The 19,584-nt window shown below is 65.7% G+C and carries 20 protein-coding genes; 5 read left to right on the top strand and 15 right to left on the bottom strand.

Annotated features, from left to right (window positions below; translation table 11 throughout):
• Positions 1-597: 597 nt before the first annotated feature.
• The 14 genes from tyrS to argC form a co-directional block, all read right to left on the bottom strand.
• Positions 598-1,923, bottom strand: coding sequence for a tyrosine--tRNA ligase (gene tyrS / locus FYJ28_RS08870; protein ID WP_326831618.1), 1,326 nt, complete (start codon positions 1,921-1,923; stop codon positions 598-600).
• A gap of 13 nt (positions 1,924-1,936) precedes the next feature.
• Positions 1,937-4,204: a UvrD-helicase domain-containing protein gene (locus FYJ28_RS08865; RefSeq protein ID WP_154579019.1), complete on the bottom strand. Its 2,268-nt coding sequence runs from the start codon at positions 4,202-4,204 to the stop codon at positions 1,937-1,939.
• Between the two features lie 110 nt (positions 4,205-4,314).
• Complete coding sequence (locus tag FYJ28_RS08860) at positions 4,315-4,872, bottom strand: adenine phosphoribosyltransferase (protein WP_326831617.1); 558 nt, start codon at positions 4,870-4,872, stop codon at positions 4,315-4,317.
• Between the two features lie 91 nt (positions 4,873-4,963).
• Complete coding sequence (locus FYJ28_RS08855; RefSeq protein ID WP_055240505.1) at positions 4,964-5,617, bottom strand: DNA-3-methyladenine glycosylase; 654 nt, start codon at positions 5,615-5,617, stop codon at positions 4,964-4,966.
• Positions 5,618-5,657: 40 nt separating this feature from the next.
• Positions 5,658-6,527, bottom strand: a complete 870-nt coding sequence (locus FYJ28_RS08850) for an SRPBCC domain-containing protein (RefSeq protein ID WP_195840636.1) — start codon at positions 6,525-6,527, stop codon at positions 5,658-5,660.
• A 105-nt stretch (positions 6,528-6,632) separates the two neighbouring features.
• Positions 6,633-7,154 carry a pyridoxine/pyridoxamine 5'-phosphate oxidase gene (locus FYJ28_RS08845; RefSeq protein ID WP_154579017.1) on the bottom strand — a complete coding sequence of 174 codons (522 nt, stop codon included), beginning with the start codon at positions 7,152-7,154 and terminating at the stop codon, positions 6,633-6,635.
• Positions 7,155-7,251: 97 nt separating this feature from the next.
• Positions 7,252-8,715, bottom strand: coding sequence for an argininosuccinate lyase (gene argH, locus FYJ28_RS08840; protein WP_229780344.1), 1,464 nt, complete (start codon positions 8,713-8,715; stop codon positions 7,252-7,254).
• A 5-nt stretch (positions 8,716-8,720) separates the two neighbouring features.
• Complete coding sequence (locus FYJ28_RS08835) at positions 8,721-9,929, bottom strand: argininosuccinate synthase (protein WP_055240501.1); 1,209 nt, start codon at positions 9,927-9,929, stop codon at positions 8,721-8,723.
• 96 nt (positions 9,930-10,025) lie between these two features.
• Positions 10,026-10,562, bottom strand: coding sequence for an arginine repressor (locus FYJ28_RS08830; protein ID WP_055240500.1), 537 nt, complete (start codon positions 10,560-10,562; stop codon positions 10,026-10,028).
• Positions 10,559-11,524 carry an ornithine carbamoyltransferase gene (gene argF, locus FYJ28_RS08825; RefSeq protein WP_154579016.1) on the bottom strand — a complete coding sequence of 322 codons (966 nt, stop codon included), beginning with the start codon at positions 11,522-11,524 and terminating at the stop codon, positions 10,559-10,561. Before argF ends, FYJ28_RS08830 begins: the two co-directional genes overlap by 4 nt.
• Complete coding sequence (locus tag FYJ28_RS08820) at positions 11,521-12,777, bottom strand: acetylornithine transaminase (protein ID WP_154579015.1); 1,257 nt, start codon at positions 12,775-12,777, stop codon at positions 11,521-11,523. The genes argF and FYJ28_RS08820 overlap by 4 nt, the downstream gene beginning before the upstream one ends.
• Entirely contained in the window at positions 12,774-13,697 is a 924-nt protein-coding gene (gene argB / locus FYJ28_RS08815; protein ID WP_055240497.1) for an acetylglutamate kinase, read from the bottom strand. The genes FYJ28_RS08820 and argB overlap by 4 nt, the downstream gene beginning before the upstream one ends.
• Positions 13,698-13,713: 16 nt before the next feature.
• A complete protein-coding gene (argJ, locus tag FYJ28_RS08810) occupies positions 13,714-14,883 on the bottom strand; it encodes a bifunctional glutamate N-acetyltransferase/amino-acid acetyltransferase ArgJ (RefSeq protein ID WP_154579014.1) in 1,170 nt (389 codons plus the stop codon).
• On the bottom strand, positions 14,883-15,914 hold the full coding sequence (gene argC / locus FYJ28_RS08805; protein WP_154579013.1) for an N-acetyl-gamma-glutamyl-phosphate reductase: 1,032 nt from the start codon (positions 15,912-15,914) through the stop codon (positions 14,883-14,885). The genes argJ and argC overlap by 1 nt, the downstream gene beginning before the upstream one ends.
• A gap of 158 nt (positions 15,915-16,072) precedes the next feature.
• Between argC and FYJ28_RS08800 the strand changes: the two genes are divergently transcribed.
• The 5 genes from FYJ28_RS08800 (at position 16,073) to FYJ28_RS08780 (ending at position 18,924) form a co-directional block, all read left to right on the top strand.
• Positions 16,073-17,038 carry a quinone oxidoreductase family protein gene (locus FYJ28_RS08800; RefSeq protein ID WP_154579012.1) on the top strand — a complete coding sequence of 322 codons (966 nt, stop codon included), beginning with the start codon at positions 16,073-16,075 and terminating at the stop codon, positions 17,036-17,038.
• Positions 17,039-17,255: 217 nt separating this feature from the next.
• Positions 17,256-17,879: a DUF2975 domain-containing protein gene (locus FYJ28_RS08795; protein WP_195840635.1), complete on the top strand. Its 624-nt coding sequence runs from the start codon at positions 17,256-17,258 to the stop codon at positions 17,877-17,879.
• A 46-nt stretch (positions 17,880-17,925) separates the two neighbouring features.
• Positions 17,926-18,132, top strand: coding sequence for a helix-turn-helix domain-containing protein (locus tag FYJ28_RS08790; RefSeq protein WP_326831621.1), 207 nt, complete (start codon positions 17,926-17,928; stop codon positions 18,130-18,132).
• Positions 18,133-18,167: 35 nt separating this feature from the next.
• Positions 18,168-18,554 carry a hypothetical protein gene (locus FYJ28_RS08785; RefSeq protein WP_154579010.1) on the top strand — a complete coding sequence of 129 codons (387 nt, stop codon included), beginning with the start codon at positions 18,168-18,170 and terminating at the stop codon, positions 18,552-18,554.
• Between the two features lie 37 nt (positions 18,555-18,591).
• Positions 18,592-18,924, top strand: a complete 333-nt coding sequence (locus FYJ28_RS08780) for a TfoX/Sxy family protein (RefSeq protein ID WP_154579009.1) — start codon at positions 18,592-18,594, stop codon at positions 18,922-18,924.
• Here FYJ28_RS08780 and FYJ28_RS08775 read toward each other — a convergent pair.
• Positions 18,921-19,541 (bottom strand): HAD family hydrolase, encoded by a 621-nt coding sequence (locus tag FYJ28_RS08775; RefSeq protein ID WP_326831616.1) that lies wholly within the window; start codon positions 19,539-19,541, stop codon positions 18,921-18,923. The genes FYJ28_RS08780 and FYJ28_RS08775 overlap by 4 nt on opposite strands.
• Between the last annotated feature and the right edge of the window lie 43 nt (positions 19,542-19,584).

Raw genomic sequence — 19,584 nt, 5'->3', positions numbered from 1 at the left:
GAAACCAGCTAAAAAAACCATCCACACCCACAGGGTGGGCAGGACAGCCAATTCAACCAATCAATAAATAATCGGTATCAATATACTTGGCACACTATTGAGTTCTCAAACAACAGGCACATCCGGCCTACTCAGAAAAACCATTCCCAACCGGAAACTTTCTTTTCTTTTCGCACCGCTGTGGTGTTTTACCAGCATATTCCATCCAGGCCGTTTTAGCAATTCGGTGAATTCCCGAAATCTGCTCGAAACAACCAGATGATCCCACACGAAAACGAAGCTTTTTCGCGGCAAAGCCGTGAACCAGCCTCTGTTTTTTGTGGATTGGTCTCCGTCCGGGGGTCTCCGTAAGCCTTGGCTTCCGGCGCCCCAACCGCGGCGACTCCAATTACTTTACACACCCCCGGGCACCCGTGCAAGCCGGACCGGGTGTGACCTCCTGCACCCCCGCCTGTAGCCCTGCATGCAGCCCGAAGCGGGGCCCCGCGGCACACAAACCGGGCTGGAATGCCTCCCGTCCCCAAGGAGATCCAGACAAGCAGGAAGGCCGGGCCCCGAGGGAGCCGGCCTTCCAGTGCTGAGAGGTGTAACCGCCGGTTACTTGGCGGAGACCACCGCGGTAGCGAGGTTTCTCTTGCCTCGGCGAAGCAGCAGGTACTTGCCGTGCATCAGTTCGGTCTCGCCGATGACGGCGTCGATCTCGGTTACTTTGCGGTTGTTCACGTAGGCTCCGCCTTCGGTGACGGTCCGCCGGGCTTCGGAGTTGGTCTTCGAGAGACCCGTAGCCACCAGCAGGTCGATGATGCCGAGGGCGTCAGTTCCGACCTCTGCCCGGGGCAGTTCGGCGGTGGCCGCGGTCAGCGTTGCCTCATCCAGTTCTTCGAGCGACCCCTGACCGAACAGTGCGGCCGATGCAGCGATGACCTTGTCCGTGGCATCGGTTCCGTGAACCAGGGAGGTCACGTCGTAAGCCAGGGCCCGCTGCGCTTCGCGCTTGTGCGGCGCTTCCTGAACCGAACGCTCAAGTTCCTCGATCTCCGCCTTGGAACGGAACGTGAAGACCTTGAGCCGGTCGATGACATCGGCGTCGGCAGTGTTGAGCCAGAACTGGAACATGGCGTACGGGCTGGTCATGGAACCGTCCAGCCAGACGGCATTGCCTTCGCTCTTGCCGAACTTGGTGCCGTCGGAGTTGGTGATCAGCGGAGTGCCCAGTGCATGCACCGTGGCGCCTTCAACCTTGCGCACCAGCTCGGTGCCGGAAGTCAGGTTGCCCCACTGGTCCGATCCGCCGGTTTCCAGCACGCAGTTGTAATCGCGGAAGAGCTGGAGGTAGTCCATGCCCTGCAGCACCTGGTAGCTGAATTCCGCGTAGCTGATGCCTTCGTCGGAGTTCAGGCGGGAGGCAACGATTTCCTTCTTGATCATGGTGCCCACCCGGAAGTGCTTGCCAATGTCACGCAGGAAGTCGATGGCGCTCATGGGCGCCGTCCAGTCCAGGTTGTTCACCATCCGGGCGGCGTTCTCGCCCTCGAAGCTGAGGAAGCGCTGCACCTGTCCCTGCAGGTAGCCGACCCACTCGTTCACCGTCTCTTTGGTGTTCATGGTGCGTTCCGCCGTCGGACGCGGGTCACCTACGAGTCCGGTGGATCCGCCGACGAGCGCGAGCGGACGGTGTCCGGCAAGCTGCAGACGCCGCATGGTGAGCAGCTGGACAAGGTTGCCCAGGTGCAGGCTGGGCGCCGTGGGATCGAAGCCGCAGTAATACGTGACCGGATCCCCGGCGAGGAGTTTCTCAAGTTCCGCCTCATCGGTGGAGAGCTTGATCAGCCCACGCCATTTCAGTTCCTGCCAGATGTTGGCAAAGCTCGGATCGTTCTGCTGGGCAGCAAGGCCCTCGGAGGTCTGGGTATTCTGTGGCACGCCTTCTAAATTATCAGGATTCGGCGGCGTCGATGCCCGCCGGGATGCCGTGCTCCGCAATAAGACGCAGCCGCTGGGTGGGACGGGTCATCGCAACGTACAGATCCCCCACCTTCCCGGCCGCTGCCGTAAGCAGTTCAGACGGTTCAAGGATGACGACGCCGTCGAACTCCAGTCCCTTGGCCTCCCGCGGGGAAATCACCACGATGTCCTGGCTCAGTCCCCCCGCGCCGGTGCCGACCCTGTCTCCGTACAGCGCCGTGACTTCCCTGCGGACTGTTTCCAGCCGGTGGTCCTCGGTGATGACGGCCAGCAGCCCGCCTTCAATTGCTGCGAGGTCTTCCGGCAGCGTCTCAAGGAGCCGGGTCAGGAGGCTGCCTTCGGGCACGGTATCCAGGAAAGGCGCCCACTGGCCTTCACGGACGGCCTTGGGAGCGGAAACCACCAGTCCGGCCGCATTGGCCATCCGGACGGCTGCTTCGGCGATCTGCGCAGGGGTGCGGTAGTTGACGGTAAGTTCTTCCAGGGTCCACCGCTCCCCCACGAAGGGCTCAAGCGCCTGCTGCCAGGATGTTGCGCCGGCGGCAGAGGACGTCTGTGCAATGTCGCCCACCACCGTGAAGGATTTCAGCGGGCAGCGGCGCATCAGCAGCCGCCACTGCATGGCCGAGAGCTCCTGTGCCTCGTCCACCACCACGTGGCCAAAGGCCCAGGTGCGGTCGACGGCGGCGCGGTCGGCAGCGGTGAGCCGCTGCTCGGTGGCCATATTGTGGTTCGCCAGGTCCTCGGCGGAAAGAATGCCGTGAGCTCCGGAGTCTTCCAGGAAACCTTCAGTGTTTTCGATGGCACGCTCGGCGTTGGCCAGGTCGCGCTTGCGCGCTTCTTCCAGCGCTGCGCTGTCCCGTCCGGCGGAGGCATCGAGTTCACCCAGCAGCTCGGCGGCTTCGTCCAGCAGCGGAACGTCGGACTCGGTCCACGGTGCGTCCGGGCTGCGCCGCAGTGCTGCGCGCTCGGCCTCCGTGAGTTCCGGGGCCGCCGCTTCAAGCTGCCCGGGCTTGCTGAAGAGTTCGCTGATGAGCTTCTCCGGCGTCAGCGGCATCCAGCACAGGTTCAGTGCCACGCGGACATCGCGGGAGCTTCGGACGTCCTCGGCGAGATAGGCGCGGTCGGTGCTGTTGCCCGCGCCGGCCGATTCCTCCAGGATCTCCGTCATCTGATCGGTCAGCTCGCGCAGGAGGATCTTCACGAAGGTCACACGCGCTTCGTTGTGCGGCTTGCCGGTGGCACGTGCACGGTCACGGGCACGTGCCACCTGCTTCGGGGTCAGCGTGACCCAGGTGCCTTCAATGTTCAGCCGCCTCGGTTCGGTGAAGTTCCGCTGCCGGTTCGCCACCGCGCGTGCAACGACGTCGGCCATCGACAGTCGGCCCTTGATCTCCGCTGCCGCGGGAGTCTCTTCTCCGGAGGCAGTGACGCCGGGCATCAGCTGGCCAAGACTGGACATAACGACGCCGGTCTCGCCCAGGGAAGGCAGCACACGCTCGATATAGCGGATGAACGCGTTGGACGGGCCGACCAGCAGCACGCCGGCGGACTTCAGCCGTTCGCGGTGGGTGTAGAGCAGATAGGCGGCGCGGTGCAGGGCAACGGCGGTCTTGCCGGTGCCCGGTCCGCCCTGGACCACGAGGGTTCCGGGCAGCGGCGCACGGATAATCCGGTCCTGTTCGGCCTGGATGGTGCCGACGATGTCCGACATCTGCCCCGTGCGCTTGGAATTCAGGGCGGCAAGCAGTGCGCCCTCGCCCTGCAGGTCCTGCCCCTCTTCGAGCATGGAATAGTCCAGGACATCATCTTCCAGTCCCTGGACGTCACGGCCCTTGAGCATCAGGTGCCGGCGGCGGCGCACGCCCTGCCGTTCAAATGCCGTTGCCTGGTAGAAAGTGCCTGCTTCCGGGGCACGCCAGTCGACCATCAGCCGCTGCAGGTCCGCCGTGGACAAGCCGATGCGGCCGATGTAGCGGGTTTCGCCGTCGTCGAGGTCCAGCCGGCCGAAAACCAGGCGGTCATCGACGGCCATCAGCTGCGCCAGCCGGTCCTCATACATGGTGGCAAACGCGTCGCGCTCGGACCGGTTCTGGTGTGAACCGGCAGAGTGGCTGCGCCGCACCTGGGCCAGCTGCTCTCGTTTTTCCTCGCGCAGCTCATCGAGCCGGTGGTACAAGCCGGCCACGTATTGGCGCTCGTTTTCCAGCTCCGTGTGGGCCGAAGACTCTTCAGGCATGTTCGCGTTCCCTCTCGCAAAGGCAGACCGTCAAGTTTACCGTGCTTCGGCACATTTTGTATGCCCTGTCCAGAGTGCGGCCGAGCCGCGGCCTGCCCGAGGGCAAAAGGCTAGTACGTTCGCAGCGAAAGGACCTTGTAGCCCGCCAGGTTTTCGCGTCCGCCCAAGCCGTCGAGTTCCAGTACGACGCCGATTCCGGCAACTGTGGAACCTGCTCGTTCAATCAGCCGGGCGGTGGCGCCAAGGGTGCCGCCGGTGGCCAGTACATCGTCGAGGACCAGGACCCGGGAACCGGCCGGAATGTCACCGATGTGTACTTCCAGGCTGTTGGTGCCGTACTCCATCGAATACGTCTCGTTGTAGGTGGGACGGGGAAGCTTGCCCGGCTTGCGGACCGTGATGACGCCGTGGCCCGATGCGTATGCTGCGGCCGCTGCCAGCAGGAAACCACGGGCTTCGACGCCCGCTACGTAGTCGAAGGTCCCCTCGAACCCGGCCAGCAGGGCATCGACCATGCCGCGCAGGGCAGGTCCGTCTGCGAAGACCGGAGTCAGGTCCCGGAAAACGACTCCGGGAGTTGGGTAATCCGGAACGACCGCGCACAGGCGGTCGATGGTCTCAAGAATGGATTCGGCAGGTACTACAGGAGCTGAAGCTTCGTCTTTCACCCATCCACCTTACCGGTCCGGCAACCGGACTCAGCGGTCCATCGCCGGATTCGGCCTGCGCCGCTTGTCACACTGAGGCGCTGCACCGGCGCTAGCGGCCCGTTGCCCTTGAAGTTGCTCCCGCCGGCCGCCGGCGTACGACGGCGGGCCGGTACTTGGAGACCGTGGGCTCGCCGGTGAGCCAGAAACGCCAGGGAAAGGCAGCGCCACCGCCTTCACCGCTGACCCCCACGCGCGGCCCAACGGAGATTCGGGCCGGATCTGCCGGCTGCGGGGGCAGCTCGAGGCGCAGCGGCCCGCTAAAAACGTCGGCACCGTTCAGTTCGCGGTCGATCCCCAGCGCCTGTGCCAGCCGGGCCGGACCGCGGGCCAGGTCCAGGTCCGTTTTGGGTTCCTTCCTGCGGCGGCGGGCCGTGCCGTGTCCTTCCACGATCTCCCCTGCCCGCAGCAGGAGCCCGGTGGCCTGCCCTGCTTCACCGCAGACCACGTTGGCGCAGTAGTGCATGCCGTAGGTGAAGTAGACATAGAGATGGCCGGCGGGCCCAAACATGGTCGCGTTGCGCGCAGAGCGGCCGCGGAAGGCATGTGATCCGGGGTCGGCCTCCCCCAGGTAAGCCTCGACCTCGGTGATCCGGACGGCCACGTCCCCGTCCGGAGATTCGCGGCGGAGCACTGCGCCCAGCAGCCATGGGGCTGCTTCTGTTGCGGGAACGGCGAGGGCACTGCGCGGGTCGGAAGGATCCATTGACTCACCGTAGCAAGGCAGCCCGGGAGCTTCCGAAATCTCAGAGCGCAGTGCGGTAGAGCGCCTCCAGCGCACGCAGCCGGTGGGAGTTCGGGTTCGGGGTGCCGCCCTGAAGCCTGATAGCCGCTGAATCCAGGGCCAGGTGCCAGGCTGCCATCAGCGCGGCAGTGTCTTCCGGCGTACCGCCCGGGATGTACTGCCGGACGTGAAGCTTGGCCACTCCTCCGTCTTCGCTGATTTCAATCTCCGCTTCCTGCCCCATGCCGAGGTTGCCGCTGGAACTTTCGACGGCGGAGCCCACGTCCTCGGCGGGGGCCCGGTACCAGCGTTCGAACTCGAGGGTCCTGCCGTCCGCAGCGTCCCTCACCGTCCCCATCGTGGGACTGACACCGAACTCGCGGGAGTACGCATCGCGCAGCGCCTCGCGGGATCCGGATTCCTCCTGGGACGGCGATTCTCCGGCGGCGACGGCGGCAAAGGCGGCCATGATGCCCTGCCAGCCTGCACTGCCCTCGGCCAGGAAATCAGCGGTGTCCGTGTGCGCCCGGAAAGCCAGCAGCGCACCGCCGTCGGACTCCAGTACCTGCCAGTCAAGAACTGCTTCTTCACCGAGCTGGTCATCCCAGGTGATCTGGAGGTTTGAGCGGGGACTGAGCTGGAGAACGGTCCCGGAAACGCCGCTTCCATCCATCTCCAGCGTGTATGCCTTGCCGAGTTCCCATCCAGGGCTGACCTGGCCCAGCCAGTTCTCCACCTTCTGCGGGTTGGTGAGGACATCCCAAATGTGGGCGGCGGGGTAATCGAGCTGCTTGTCGAACGCCAGTACCCAGCCGTCACTGACTTTTTCGATGCGGCCCTCGGGAACCGGTCTGGATTCGGAGTTGCTGGACCCTGCTGGGGATTCGGACATGCCCCGGCCTTCCTGGACGTGGATGCTGACCATTTCAGGCTAGCGGCGGCAGCCGTCGTTCGGGAGGGGGTGCGGGCAGCTTGCACCGGGCGTGCGGAAGAGCGCCTAGAGCACGTACCTGTGCCGGATATGCCGCCGGCCCGGGTCTGCCTGCCAGAACTCGACTTCCCGCGGAGTCAGCGCGTAAAGCTGCCAGTCCGGGTTCTCGGAACCATCGGCGGCCGGCCGCTCCGCCCAGTCCCGGGCTGATGCTTCGGCGCTGAGCAGCACCACGTTTCCGGCCACCCGCACCTGTCGGCCGAGGCCGTGCCAGTAGAAGTTCATGGCCGCACGCGGATTCTCCTCCAGCTCCCGCCCCTTGCGGGAGGCACGGGACGTCGCGAAGTGCCAGCCGTCGCCGTCGAGGTTCTTCAGGATCAGCATGCGGGAGGACAGGTTTCCGGCAGCGTCCGCCGTGGCGAGTGAGAACGCGTGCGGCTGGGGCGCTCCGGCGGCCAGCGCCTCATCCAGCCAGGCCAGGAACAGCTCGGCGGGGTCCTCCGGTGCCTGCTCCGGATCGAAGCCGGGGAGGTTCTCGGCGAAGTCGGGCAGCGCCCGCAGCTTGCGGCGGAGGTTCGAGTTGGACATGGCTCCACGCTATCCCCTCCCCAAATCGAGATGGCAGAAACTGCCCGTATGACGCGTCAAACGGGCAGTTTCTGCCATCTCGATGGTGGGGGAAGGCTTAGGCCTCGAAGGCGCGGGCCGCGTCGAGCTGCTGCTTCAGCTCGGCCAGCTGCGACTCCACTGCTGAACGCGCAGTGCCGCCCTGGCTGCTGCGGCTGTCCAGCGAACCCTCGGTGGAGAGCACGGTGCGGACTTCCGGAGTCAGGTGCTCCGAGATGCCGGCGTATTCCTCGTCAGTCAGGTCCCAGAGTTCGACGCCGCGGGTTTCGGCGAGCTTCACGGCGGCACCGGAGAGCTCGTGCGCCTCGCGGAACGGCACGCCCTGGCGGACCAGCCATTCGGCGATGTCCGTTGCCAGCGCAAAGCCCTGCGGAGCCAGGGACTGCATGCGCTCGGTGTTGAAGACCAGGGTCGCGATCATGCCGGAGACGGCCGGGAGCAGCAGCTCCAGTGTGTCCGTTGCGTCGAAGACAGGTTCCTTGTCCTCCTGCAGGTCCCGGTTATACGCCAGCGGCAGGCCCTTGAGCGTGGCCAGCAGTCCGGTCAGGTCGCCGATGAGGCGGCCGGCCTTGCCACGGGCCAGCTCGGCGACGTCCGGGTTCTTCTTCTGCGGCATGATCGAGGAGCCGGTGGAGAAGGCGTCATCGAGCGTGACGAAAGAGAATTCCTTGGTCGCCCAGAGGATGATTTCCTCGCTGATCCGGGACAGGTCGACGCCGATCATGGCGGCAACCCAGGCGAATTCTGCGTAGACGTCGCGGGAGGCGGTGCCGTCGATCGAGTTCCAGGCCGCGGAGTCGAAGCCCAGGTCTGCGGCGACGGCGTTGGGGTCGAGCCCCAGCGAGGACCCGGCCAGTGCACCGGAACCGTACGGGGAAACCGCTGCACGCTTGTCCCAGTCGGCCAGGCGCTGCACGTCGCGCAGCAGGGCCCAGGCGTGGGCCAGCAGATGGTGGCTGAGCAGCACCGGCTGGGCGTGCTGCAGGTGGGTGCGGCCGGGCATGGCCACACCGAGGTGCTTCTCGGCCTGCTCCACCAGGGAGTCGACCGTGGCCAGCACACCGGCGGCGATGATCCGGGCGTGGTCGCGCAGGTACATCCGGCCCAGGGTGGCGATCTGGTCGTTGCGGGACCGGCCGGCGCGGAGCTTGCCGCCCAGCTGCGGTCCGGCGCGTTCGATCAGGCCGCGTTCCAGGGAGCCGTGGACGTCCTCATCCGACTCGGCCGGGAGGTAGGCGCCCGAGCGCACATCGGCGTCGAGCTCATCCAGTGCCTTGAGCATCCCGGCGAGTTCTTCGTCGGAGAGCAGCCCGGCTTTGTGCAGCACCCGGGCGTGCGCCCGGGAGCCGGCAATGTCATAGCCGGCAAGCCGCCAGTCGAAGTGGGTGGACTTGCTCAGGGCTGCCAGTGCGTCGGCCGGACCGCCGGCGAAGCGCCCGCCCCAGAGTGCACCCTGGACCGTGGAGCCGCCGGCTCCTGGAAGGTTGGTCCCTGTTTCGATTGACGGCTTGCCGTTGACCATGTTCCTTACTTTCCTTCTGCCAGGCGCAGGTCGCGGGCCGAGGCGACCTTCGAGGACATGCCGAACAGCTCGATGAACCCGCGGGCCATCGACTGGTCGAATGTGTCACCGGTGTCGTAGGTGGCCAGGTTGAAGTCGTACAGCGAGGACTCCGACCGGCGGCCGGTGACCGTGGCGCGGCCGGCGTGCAGGTTCATGCGGATGTCGCCGGAGACGTACTTCTGGGTGTCTTCGATGAAGGCATCCAGGGAGTTCTTCAGCGGGGAGAACCACTGGCCGTCATAGACCAGTTCGGTCCAGCGCTGGCCCACGGTCTTCTTGAAGCGGGCCTGCTCGCGCTCGATGGTGACGTTCTCGAGTTCCTTGTGTGCGGCGATCAGGGCCATGGCACCGGGAGCTTCGTAGATTTCGCGGCTCTTGATGCCTACCAGGCGGTCTTCGACGATGTCGATCCGGCCGATGCCCTGCGCGCCGGCACGGCGGTTCATTTCCTCGATGGCCTGCAGCGGGGTGACCGGCTTGCCGTCGATCGCTACCGGAACGCCTTCCTTGAAAGTGATGACAACTTCGTCAGCGGCAATGCCGGAGGCGGGATCGGAGGTGTACTCGTACACGTCCGGGGTGGGGCCGTTCCAGATGTCTTCCAGGAAGCCGGTTTCCACGGCGCGTCCCCAGACGTTGGCGTCAATGGAGAACGGGTTCTTCTTGGTGGTGACGATCGGCAGGTTCTTTTCCTCGGCGAAGGCAATTGCCTTGTCGCGGGTCAGGGCCAGGTCGCGGACCGGGGCGATGCACTTCAGGTCCGGGCCCAGGGTCTGGATGCCGACCTCGAAGCGGACCTGGTCGTTGCCTTTGCCGGTGCAGCCGTGGGAAACGGTGGTGGCACCGAATTCACGGGCAGCGGCGACCAGGTGCTTGACGATCACCGGACGGGACAGGGCGGAAACCAGGGGGTAGGAATCCATGTACAGGGAGTTGGCCTTCAGGGCCGGCATGGCGTACTCGGCGGCGAACTCGTCGCGGGCATCAGCCACGTAGGCTTCCACCGCGCCGCAGTCGAGGGCACGCTGGCGGATGGTCTCCAGGGATTCTCCGCCCTGTCCGACGTCGACCGCCACGGCGATGACCTCGGCGCCGGTTGCCTCGGCAATCCAGCCGATGGCTACAGACGTATCCAGGCCACCGGAGTAGGCCAGAACAATACGTTCGCTCACGAATGTGCTCCTCTTGCGATTGGTGCAGCGCGCACGCTGCGGTTTGGTTGTAAAAGTGGGGGAAAACCTGTTCCGGGGTGCCTGCCCGTCCAGGTTCTACAGTATGCGATTGTCAGGTGCCTGCCCGCTGGCAGTTGCCTCGTCCGCGATGGACAAAAAGCGTGCCGCCAGCTCCGCACCGCCGTCGGGCTCCCGGGTGACCAGCAGCACGGTGTCGTCCCCGGCCAGGGTGCCCAGGATGGACGGCATGATGGAATGGTCGATTGCCAGGGCGAGGAAGTTCGCGGCGCCGGGCGGGGTGCGCAGCACCACGATGTTCCCGGAGGCCTCGGCGGTGACCAGCAGTTCGCCGCACAGGCGGGCGAGCCGCGCATCGAGCACTTCCGGGCTAATCCCGGACTGCGGGGTGCGTTCGCCTCCCTCGGAGGGAACGGCGTACACGAGCACCCCGTCCTTGCCGCGCATGCGCACGGCGCCGAGTTCCACCAGGTCGCGGGAAAGCGTGGCCTGATTGACCTGCACTCCGTCATCGGCCAGCAGCGCGGCCAGTTCTGCCTGCGACCGCACGGACAGTCCGGTCAGCAGCGCACGGATGCGGGCCTGCCGGGCTGTCTTGGTGGTGGGCATGGTCATACCGCTTCCTCCGGGCTCCCGGTGAGGCCGGACCTCGCCATCAGCCAGACCATCAGTGCCTTCTGGGCGTGCAGCCGGTTCTCGGCCTCATCCCAGACCACGGACTGCGGGCCGTCGATCACGTCGGCGGAAATCTCGTAGCCGCGGTAGGCGGGCAGACAGTGGAGTACGACGGCGTCTTCCGCGGCCTGTGCCATGGCTGCGGAGTCCACGGCGTAGTTCCGGAACAGCTCCTGCCGGGCAGCTTTCTCGTCTTCCTGGCCCATTGAGACCCAGGTGTCAGTGGCGACGACGTCGGCTCCGGCAAGGGCTTCGGCGGCGTCCGTGGTGATCGTTACCGATCCCCCGGTTTCCTCGGCACGGGCTGCCGCGGCGTCGACGATCTTCGGATCCGGCAGGTAGCCAACTGGTCCGGCGACCCGGACGTGCATGCCTGCGGTGACCCCGGCCAGCAGATAGGAGTTGGCCATGTTGTTGGCGCAGTCCCCCAGGTAGGTCAGGGTCAGGCCGGCCAGGGTGCCCTTGTGCTCGCGGATGGTCATCAGGTCCGCCAGGAGCTGGCAGGGGTGGTAGTCGTCGGAGAGCGCGTTGATGACCGGAACGGAGGAGTTCGCGGCCATCTCTTCCAGTCCGGACTGGGCGTAGGTGCGCCAGACGATGGTTGAGACCATGCGTTCCATAACCTTGGCCGTATCCGTGATGGATTCCTTGTGGCCCAGCTGGGACTCCCCCGCGCCAATGATCAGCGGGACGCCGCCCAGATCGGAGATGCCGGCGGCGAAGGAGACCCGGGTGCGCGTGGAGGTCTTGTCGAAGATGACCGCGACGGTCTGCCGGCCGGAGCCCTCACCGGCGTAGGGCTGGTACTTCCAGCGGTCCTTCTTCAGGGCGTCCGCAAGGTCCAGGACCTCAGCCTGTTCGGCCTGGGTCAGATCGGTATCAACGAGGAAGTGGCGGGTCATGGCTGTCCAATCGTGGCCGCGGCGGCCTGCAGAAGGGCGGGGAGCTTGTCCAGGAAACTCTGCGCCTGGTCAGTGGTCAGGATGAGCGGCGGTGCCAGGCGAAGCGTCGCAGGCCCAGTGGCGTTGATGATGAATCCGGAGTCCAGGGCCGCCGTGACCACTGCTGGAGCAATCTCCTGCTCCAGGTCAACGCCGATCAGCAGCCCCTCACCGCGGACTTCGGTAACGCCGGCGGTGCCGCGCAATCCGTTCCGCAGGTACTCCCCTGTGGCCTGGACGTTCGCCAGGATGTCTCCGGATTCAATTGCGGAGAGCGTGGCCAGTGCGGCAGCGGTTGCCACGGGGTTTCCGCCGAAGGTGGTTCCGTGCTGGCCGGGGCTCAGCAGGGACGAAACGTCCGGCCCGAAGGCGATCAGCCCGCCGATTGGGAAGCCGCTGCCCAGTCCCTTGGCCACGGTCATGGCATCTGGAAGCACACCTTCGGAGGCGAACCAGCGTCCGGTGCGGCCGATGCCTGTCTGGACCTCGTCGAAGACCAGCAGCGCACCGGCGTCGCGCGTGATCTGCCGTGCTGCTTCCAGGTACCCGGCAGGCGGCACCCGCACACCGGCTTCACCCTGGATGGGTTCGATGAACACTGCGGCAACGGTCTCGTCCACGGCGGCACGCAGCGCCTCGACGTCCCCGTACGGGATGTGCTCGACGCCGGCGGGAAGCGGTTCGAAAGGCTCACGGTAGGCGGGCTTGGCGGTCAGCGCCAGGGCACCCATGGTCCGGCCGTGGAAGGCACGGTCCATGGCGATGATCCGGGTGCGTTCCGGCGTGGAGTTGCGCCGGGCGAGCTTGAAAGCGGCCTCAATGGCTTCGGTGCCGGAGTTGGCGAAGAAGACCTTGGATCCCGCCGGGGCCTGGGCGAGCTGCAGCAGCTTCTCGGCCAGCGCCACCTGGGTAGGACTGGTGAAGAAGTTGGAGATGTGTCCCAGGGTGTTCAGCTGGCTGGCAATCACGGAAGTGACGAACGGATGGGCATGACCCAGGGCGTTCACGGCGATTCCACCGAGCAGGTCCAGGTATTCCTTGCCGTCCGCGTCCCAGACCGTGCACCCGTGGCCGCGGACCAGCACGCGCTGCGGGGTGCCAAAGACACCCATCAGCGAATCGGTGTAGCGTGCCAGCCATTCGCTGCCGGAACCGGCAGGGTCGACCACCGCGGACGCGGAGGGCTGCACAGCGGAAGTAGTGGGGTTGCTCATGCTTCTGCTCCGTCCGGAATGATCTGGGTGCCGATGCCGGCGGTGGTGAAGACTTCCAGCAGCATCGAGTGGGCCATGCGCCCGTCGACGACTGCGGCGCGGTCCACTCCCCCGTCCACGGCAGCCAGGCAGGCTTCCATCTTGGGGATCATGCCGGATTCAAGGGTGGGCAGCATATCCCGCAGTTCGCCGGCAGTGAGGGCAGAAATCAGCGAGGATTTGTCCGGCCAGTTGGCGTAGAGGCCTTCGACGTCGGTCAGGACCACCAGGCGGCAGGCGCCCAGTGCCACGGCAAGGGCAGCGGCGGCGGTGTCGGCGTTGACGTTGAGCACCTGACCCGTGGGGCTGCCGTCGGCGCCGATCTCCGGGGCGACCGTGGAGATGACCGGGATGCGGCCGGCTTCGATGAGGTCCAGGATGGCGCCGGGGTTCACGCCCACGACTTCGCCCACCAGGCCCAGGTCCACTTCTTCCCCGTCGATGACGGTTCCGGTGCGGACGGCCTGCAGGAGTCCACCGTCTTCTCCGGAGAGGCCAACGGCGTAGGGGCCGTGGGAGTTCACGAGGCCAACCAGTTCGCGGCCGACCTGCCCGGTGAGCACCATGCGGACGGCGTCCATGGCTTCGGGGGTGGTGACGCGCAGCCCGCCCTTGAACTCGGATTCGATGCCGAGCCGGTCCAGCAGAGCACTGATCTGCGGCCCGCCGCCGTGGACCACTACGGGGTGCACGCCCACGTGGTGGAGGAAGACGATGTCTTCGGCGAAGGCCTGGCGCAGTTCGTCGTTGATCATGGCGTTGCCGCCGTACTTGATCACGATGGTGCTGCCCGCGAAGCGCTGGATCCAGGGCAGGGCTTCAATCAGGGTGGCGGCCTTGTCCTGTGCCGCTGCCTGGTCCTGCTGGGTGGCTGTACTCATGCTGTTCTTTTCCCGCCTAGCTGCTGTACGCCGAGTTTTCGTGGACGTAGTCCGTGGTCAGGTCGTTCGTCCAGATGGTCGCGGACTCGGTGCCGGCAGCGAGGTCGATTTCAACGCTGACGGCCCGTCCGGTGAGGTCCACACCGTCGCGCGGTTCCCCGATGCCTCCGTTGCGGCAGACCTGAACGCCGTTGATGGTGACGTTGATCTGGTCAGGTTCGAACGCGGCGTCGGTGGTGCCGACGGCTGAGAGCACCCGGCCCCAGTTCGGGTCGTTGCCGAAGATGGCGGTCTTGAAGAGGTTGGAACGGGCGACGGCGCGGGAGGCGTTCTCGGCGTCGGCCACCGTGGCCGCGTGGACCGTAGTGATCGCGATGTCGTGGCTGGCGCCTTCGGCGTCGGTGATGAGTTGCTGGGCCAGGGAGTGGCACACCTCGGTGAGTCCGCGGGTGAACTCATCAGTGTCCGGGGTGGTGCCGGATGCGCCGGAGGCCATGAGGATCACGGTGTCGTTAGTGGACATGCAGCCGTCGGAGTCGGTGCGGTCGAAGGTGACGGCGGTGGCGGCGCGCAGGGCCGCATCCAGGGCAGCGGCGTCGAGGTCCGCGTCCGTGGTCAGGACCACCAGCATGGTGGCCAGGCCCGGTGCCAGCATGCCGGCGCCCTTGGCCATGCCGCCGATGCTGTAGCCGCTGCCGGTAAAGACTGCCTGTTTGGAGACGGAGTCCGTGGTCATGATCGCTTCGGCTGCCAGGGCACCGCCGTCGGCATCCAGCGCCGCTGCGGCAGCTTCGGCACCCGGGAGGATCTTGTCCATGGGCAGCTGCTCGCCGATCAGGCCGGTGGAGCAGACCAGCACATCGCCGGCGGAGATGCCGAGCAGGTCGGCGACTTTTTCGGCGGTGGCGTGGGTGTTCTGGAAACCCTGCGGGCCGGTGCAGGCGTTGGCGCCGCCGGAGTTCAGGAACACGGCGTCGGCCCGGCCGTCGGACATCACCTGGCGGGACCAATGCACGGGAGCTGCAGCCACCCGGTTGCGGGTGAACACTGCGGCTGCTGCCTTGGCGGGACCGTCGTTGACCACCAGTGCGACGTCGCGTCCGCCGGAAGCTTTGAGTCCGGCGGTGACGCCTGCGGCACGGAATCCGGCCGGCGCGGTGATGCCGGTTGCTGCGGTGGTGGTCATTACGGTGCTACTCCCTGCAAGGTAAGCCCGGTGTCCTCATTGAGGCCCAGGGCGATATTCATGGATTGAACGGCTCCGCCGGCAGTGCCCTTGGTGAGGTTATCGATCACGGCGGAGACAATCACTCGGCCTGCGTGCGGATCGAAGGCGAGCTGCAGTGCCGCGTAGTTGGACCCAACGACCATCTTGGTTGCCGGCCACTGGCCTTCGGGCAGTACCCGGACGAATGGTTCGTCGGCGTAGGCCTTTTCCCAGGCGTTCCGCAGAGCGGCCGCGTCGATTCCGGGGCGGACCTTCGCCGTTGCGGTGGTGAGGATGCCGCGGGCCATGGGGGCCAGCGTCGGGGTGAAGGAAATGGAGACCTGCTCCCCCGCTGCGGCGGAGAGGCCCTGTTCGATTTCCGGGGTATGCCGGTGCCCGCCGCCTACGCCGTAAGGGCTCATGCCGCCCATCACTTCGGAGCCGAGCAGGTGCGGCTTCGCTGCCTTGCCCGCGCCGGAGGTGCCGGAGGCAGCGACGATAACGACGTCGTCGGGCTCCAGCAGTCCTGCTGCGAAACCGGGGGTGAGCGCCAGCAGCGAGGAGGTGGGGTAGCAGCCGGGAACGGCAATCCGGCGTGCGCCGCGCAGCATTTCGCGGTGGCCGGGCAGCTCGGGCAGGCCGTACGGCCAGGACCCGGCGTGCGGGGAGCCGTAGAACTTCTGCCAGGCTGCGGGATCGGTAAGCCGGTGGTCAGCGCCGGCGTCGATCACCAGGGTGTCTTCGGACAGCTGGGCGGCGATCTCTGCACTGGCTCCGTGCGGCAGGGCCAGGAAAACGACGTCGTGGCCGGCCAGGTTTTCCACCGTGGTGTCCACGAGCACACGGTCAGCCAGGGCGTGCAGGTGCGGCTGGAGTTCGCCAAGCCGGGAACCGGCGTTGCTGTGGGCGGTGATGGCTCCAATTTTGACGCCGGGGTGGCCGGCGAGCAGGCGCAGGACCTCGCCGCCGGCATAGCCGCTGGCACCTGAAACAGCTACGGAAATCGTCATGGCATCCACCCTACAGCAGTTTTATGCATGAGGCTTCATAATTATGCAATGTGACTCCGGCGGGCCTGGATCCGTGCCTCCCGGCGGCTGCCGCCCTACGATGGGTTCGAAGGTCGTGAACCCGGTTACAGCCGCCAAACCATCGGAAGAGGCATTCCATGCATAAGGCCATTGTCGTCCCGAAAGCGGGCGGACCCGAAATCCTGCGCTATGAAGACGTGGATCTTCCGGTTCCCGGCCCCAACGAACTGCTGGTGAAGGTCGCTGCCGCCGGCGTGAACTTCATCGACACGTACCAGCGCAGCGGCGTCTACAAGATGAACTACCCCTTCATCCCCGGTTCGGAGGCTGCGGGAACCGTGGTCCAGACGGGTATGGACGTCGCCGCTTTCAGCGATGGAGACAGGGTGGCGACGGCGGAAGGCGGCGGCGCCTATTCGGAATACATGCTGCTGGATGCTTCCAAGGCACTGCCCGTGCCCCGCAACGTGAGCAGCGAAGTGGCTGCCGCTCTTCCGCTGCAGGGTATGACGGCGCATTACCTGTGCAACTCCACCTATCCGGTCCAGTCCGGGGAAACCGTCCTGACCCATGCCGGTGCCGGCGGAGTCGGCCTTCTGCTGACCCAGCTCCTGAAGGCTAAGGGCGCCACGGTAATCACCACGGTTTCCACGGACGAGAAGGAAGCGCTGGCCTCGGCGGCCGGCGCGGACCACGTTCTGCGCTACGACGGTTTCGCTGACCGGGTCCGCGAGCTGACGGACGGGCGCGGCGTGGACGTGGTGTTCGACGGCGTCGGCGAGGCCACGTTCGACGGTTCCCTGGCCAGCCTTCGTCCGCGCGGAATGATGGTGCTGTTCGGCGGAGCGTCGGGCCAGGTGCCTCCGTTCGACATCCAGCGGCTGAACGCCCTGGGCTCGCTCTACCTGACCCGGCCGACCATAAGGGATTACCTGCTCAGCGCCGAGGAGCGGCAGTGGCGTGCGCGCGAGCTGTTCGAAATGGTGGAGGCCGGAACCCTGGATGTCCGGATTGGTGCCACCTATCCTCTGGCCGACGCTGCCCGTGCGCATGAGGACCTTGAGGGCCGGAAGACGACCGGCAAGGTGCTGCTGGTTCCGTAGGCCGGCCGACCCTTTGTTGGTGGGCAGGCTTCGTCAGCGTCCCCGCTGGCCGTTTTCTTGGTTTCGCTCCGCTTTGTCCCAAACGCTCCGGTTCGCGGCGGAGGGATCTGCACAAACCGGAGCGATCCCGATTCTGTTGACAGTGTTGCCATCCGCACGAACCCGTCATATCGTTTATCAATATTATTGACAATCGATATGGGGAATGATGGCGAACGTGACGCACACCAGAAAACCGAAGTCCGTCCAGTTGGCGGTGATCTCGGTTTGGCTCGTTGCCGGGCTCGCAGTACTCGGGAGTGCTGTTGAGTCATTCGTTACGCTCTCCGGCCGGACTCCGTTGGCCTTCGGGGGTGCTGATCCGCGGGTGCAGCTCGTTATGCTCCCCCAAATCAATCAGGCGGAACTCCGTGAGGGTGCAGTTGGCTATCTGGTGGATATTCCGCTGTGGCTGCGCGTGCTGTGTGCGACCCCTGCGCTGCTTTACATTGTCCTGGCACTGGTGGCCGCGTTCCTCATAGCGAGAGTCCTGCGGGAAATCTCTGCCGGACGGCCGTTCACAGCACGGGCACGGAAGAATCTACTGGCCCTTAGCTTTCTCCTGATTGGAGCTGGGCTTCTGTACGGCACGCTCGACGCTACGGCAAACCGGGCCGTCTTTGAGGTAGCGAGCGACTTCAGCACCGGAGATTTCCCCCTCGGCGCAGACTACGCCGTGATCAGCACCGACGCTCCCCGGTGGCCGTATTTCATTATCACGAGCGGGGTCGTTGGACTGGCGCTTTCCAGCGCTTTCAAAGCCGGCGGCAGACTGCAGGAAGAGAACGACGGACTTGTCTGAGACTCAGACCCCATCCGATCCCGCGCCAGGCAGCGAACACAGGGTCGTGTGCCATTTGGACCGCGTACTGCTCCAGCGGGGAATGACCCTGACTGAACTTTCCAGGCTCACCGGCATAACCTTGGCAAACCTGTCCATCCTCAAAACGAACAAGGCCAAGGCCATTCGCTTCACCACCCTGACGGCTGTCTGCGATGCGCTCCGGACTACACCGGGTGAACTCTTCAGCATCGACCCGCCGGAGGCCCCGTAGCGCGAGCCCTGCTGGAATGTGCGAGACTTGGCCCCATGATGAGCGCTGAGGACCGGGACAGCGTCACGATGCTGGACGTCGGCAGCATCACACTCGCCGTTGCGGGTGTTCTGTGCGGCAACCTCATCGGTCTCCCGCCGGACGCCCAGTTCGCCCAGCTGGTGTTGATCGTTTTCGGACTGAACACGGTAATCCTGGTTCTCCGGGACAGGCGTGCCACCAGCAGGCAGGACAAGGTTCGTACCCTTCAGCCCGCGCGCCGGCACATGGCAGCTGCCTGCGCGTTTATGGCATTTATCGTGGCCATGGCTGTTTACGTCAGCCTGATTCCGGGGCACGGTTGGATAGCAGCCGGGCTTTTGCTGGTCGGATCTGGGGCAAGCGCCCAGTTCCTGGTAGCGGACAGGAAGCTGCCCCGCTAGCCCCGCTAGGACACCCCGCACGGAGAGGCTGCCTGCCATGGAGACGGACACCGCACGAGACGCGCTGGCACAGCGCATCCGGCATAACCTGTCCTCTCTCCCAGACGTCCGGGAGAAACGAATGTTCGGCGGCGTGGCTTTTATGGTGGACGGGCAGCTGGCTGTCTCGGCGGGCAGGGACGGAGACCTGCTGGTGCGCGTTGACCCGTCCCAGTACCGGAAACTGCTGAGCGCAGGCGGACAGCCCGCCTACATGGGCGTGGGCCGGCCGATGGGCGAAGGATGGATGAACGTACCCATGAACGTCATCGCTGACGACGAAGCGCTGGCCTGGTGGCTCGCCGTCGGGTGCACTTCGAGGAGCGGCTAGGCCGGATCGGCGAGCAGAGCCAGTTCCTGACGCAGGTCCGTGCCCTCCGTGTGCAGCACCACTTGCATGCCCAACGCCTTGGCAGCTTCGATATTCGCCGGATTGTCGTCAATGAAGACCACGTCTTCGGGGGCTGCACCCAGGCCGTCAAGGACGTGCCGGTAGATCCGCTCATCCGGTTTGACCATGCCCAGCCGGCCGCTGAAGTAGCGGGCAGCAAAGAACGCCGGCCAGGACGACTCCGACTCGTACCGGTAAGACATCTCCGCCGGCATGTTTGAGAGCAGCGCCAGCTGCGCGCCCTCCCCCGCCAGGAACTCCAGCACTTTCAGGGTGTGCGGATTGAGCCGGGACCACTGCCGGGCGTCCAATTCTTCGAGCCGCGCCAGCTCCTCTTCGTCCACACGCCGGCCGAGCACCGAAGCCCAGTAATCCGCGGGACTTAGCTCACCGCCGTCGTACTCCAGCCGGGTGGCCCAATAAGGACTCGACGCAGGCTGCAGATCCATGCCGGTGGCGTTCCGGAGCGCATCCCAGTCTTCCGGGAGCGGCGCGGCAGAGATCACCATGCCGTAGTCGAAGAGGTACCAGGTGCCGGGGCGGGAAAGAGTATTCACCCCCTACAAGCTAGCAAAAAAACGCAGAGCCCCGCCGGAAGAT

The sequence above is a fragment of the Arthrobacter sp. BL-252-APC-1A genome (assembly GCF_009696625.1).
Lineage (GTDB): Bacteria > Actinomycetota > Actinomycetes > Actinomycetales > Micrococcaceae > Arthrobacter_B.
Note: the sequence above shows the minus strand (reverse complement) of the source record. Positions and strands in the feature narration are given on the sequence as shown.

Coding starts and splice junctions, on each gene's coding strand:
- FYJ28_RS08865 (WP_154579019.1), bottom strand. CDS start 4,204: ATGCCTGAAGAGTCTTCGGCCCACACGGAGCTGGAAAACGAGCGCCAA.
- FYJ28_RS08855 (WP_055240505.1), bottom strand. CDS start 5,617: ATGGATCCTTCCGACCCGCGCAGTGCCCTCGCCGTTCCCGCAACAGAA.
- FYJ28_RS08850 (WP_195840636.1), bottom strand. CDS start 6,527: ATGTCCGAATCCCCAGCAGGGTCCAGCAACTCCGAATCCAGACCGGTT.
- FYJ28_RS08845 (WP_154579017.1), bottom strand. CDS start 7,154: ATGTCCAACTCGAACCTCCGCCGCAAGCTGCGGGCGCTGCCCGACTTC.
- argH (WP_229780344.1), bottom strand. CDS start 8,715: ATGGTCAACGGCAAGCCGTCAATCGAAACAGGGACCAACCTTCCAGGA.
- FYJ28_RS08830 (WP_055240500.1), bottom strand. CDS start 10,562: ATGACCATGCCCACCACCAAGACAGCCCGGCAGGCCCGCATCCGTGCG.
- argF (WP_154579016.1), bottom strand. CDS start 11,524: ATGACCCGCCACTTCCTCGTTGATACCGATCTGACCCAGGCCGAACAG.
- FYJ28_RS08820 (WP_154579015.1), bottom strand. CDS start 12,777: ATGAGCAACCCCACTACTTCCGCTGTGCAGCCCTCCGCGTCCGCGGTG.
- argB (WP_055240497.1), bottom strand. CDS start 13,697: ATGAGTACAGCCACCCAGCAGGACCAGGCAGCGGCACAGGACAAGGCC.
- argJ (WP_154579014.1), bottom strand. CDS start 14,883: ATGACCACCACCGCAGCAACCGGCATCACCGCGCCGGCCGGATTCCGT.
- argC (WP_154579013.1), bottom strand. CDS start 15,914: ATGACGATTTCCGTAGCTGTTTCAGGTGCCAGCGGCTATGCCGGCGGC.
- FYJ28_RS08800 (WP_154579012.1), top strand. CDS start 16,073: ATGCATAAGGCCATTGTCGTCCCGAAAGCGGGCGGACCCGAAATCCTG.
- FYJ28_RS08785 (WP_154579010.1), top strand. CDS start 18,168: ATGATGAGCGCTGAGGACCGGGACAGCGTCACGATGCTGGACGTCGGC.
- FYJ28_RS08780 (WP_154579009.1), top strand. CDS start 18,592: ATGGAGACGGACACCGCACGAGACGCGCTGGCACAGCGCATCCGGCAT.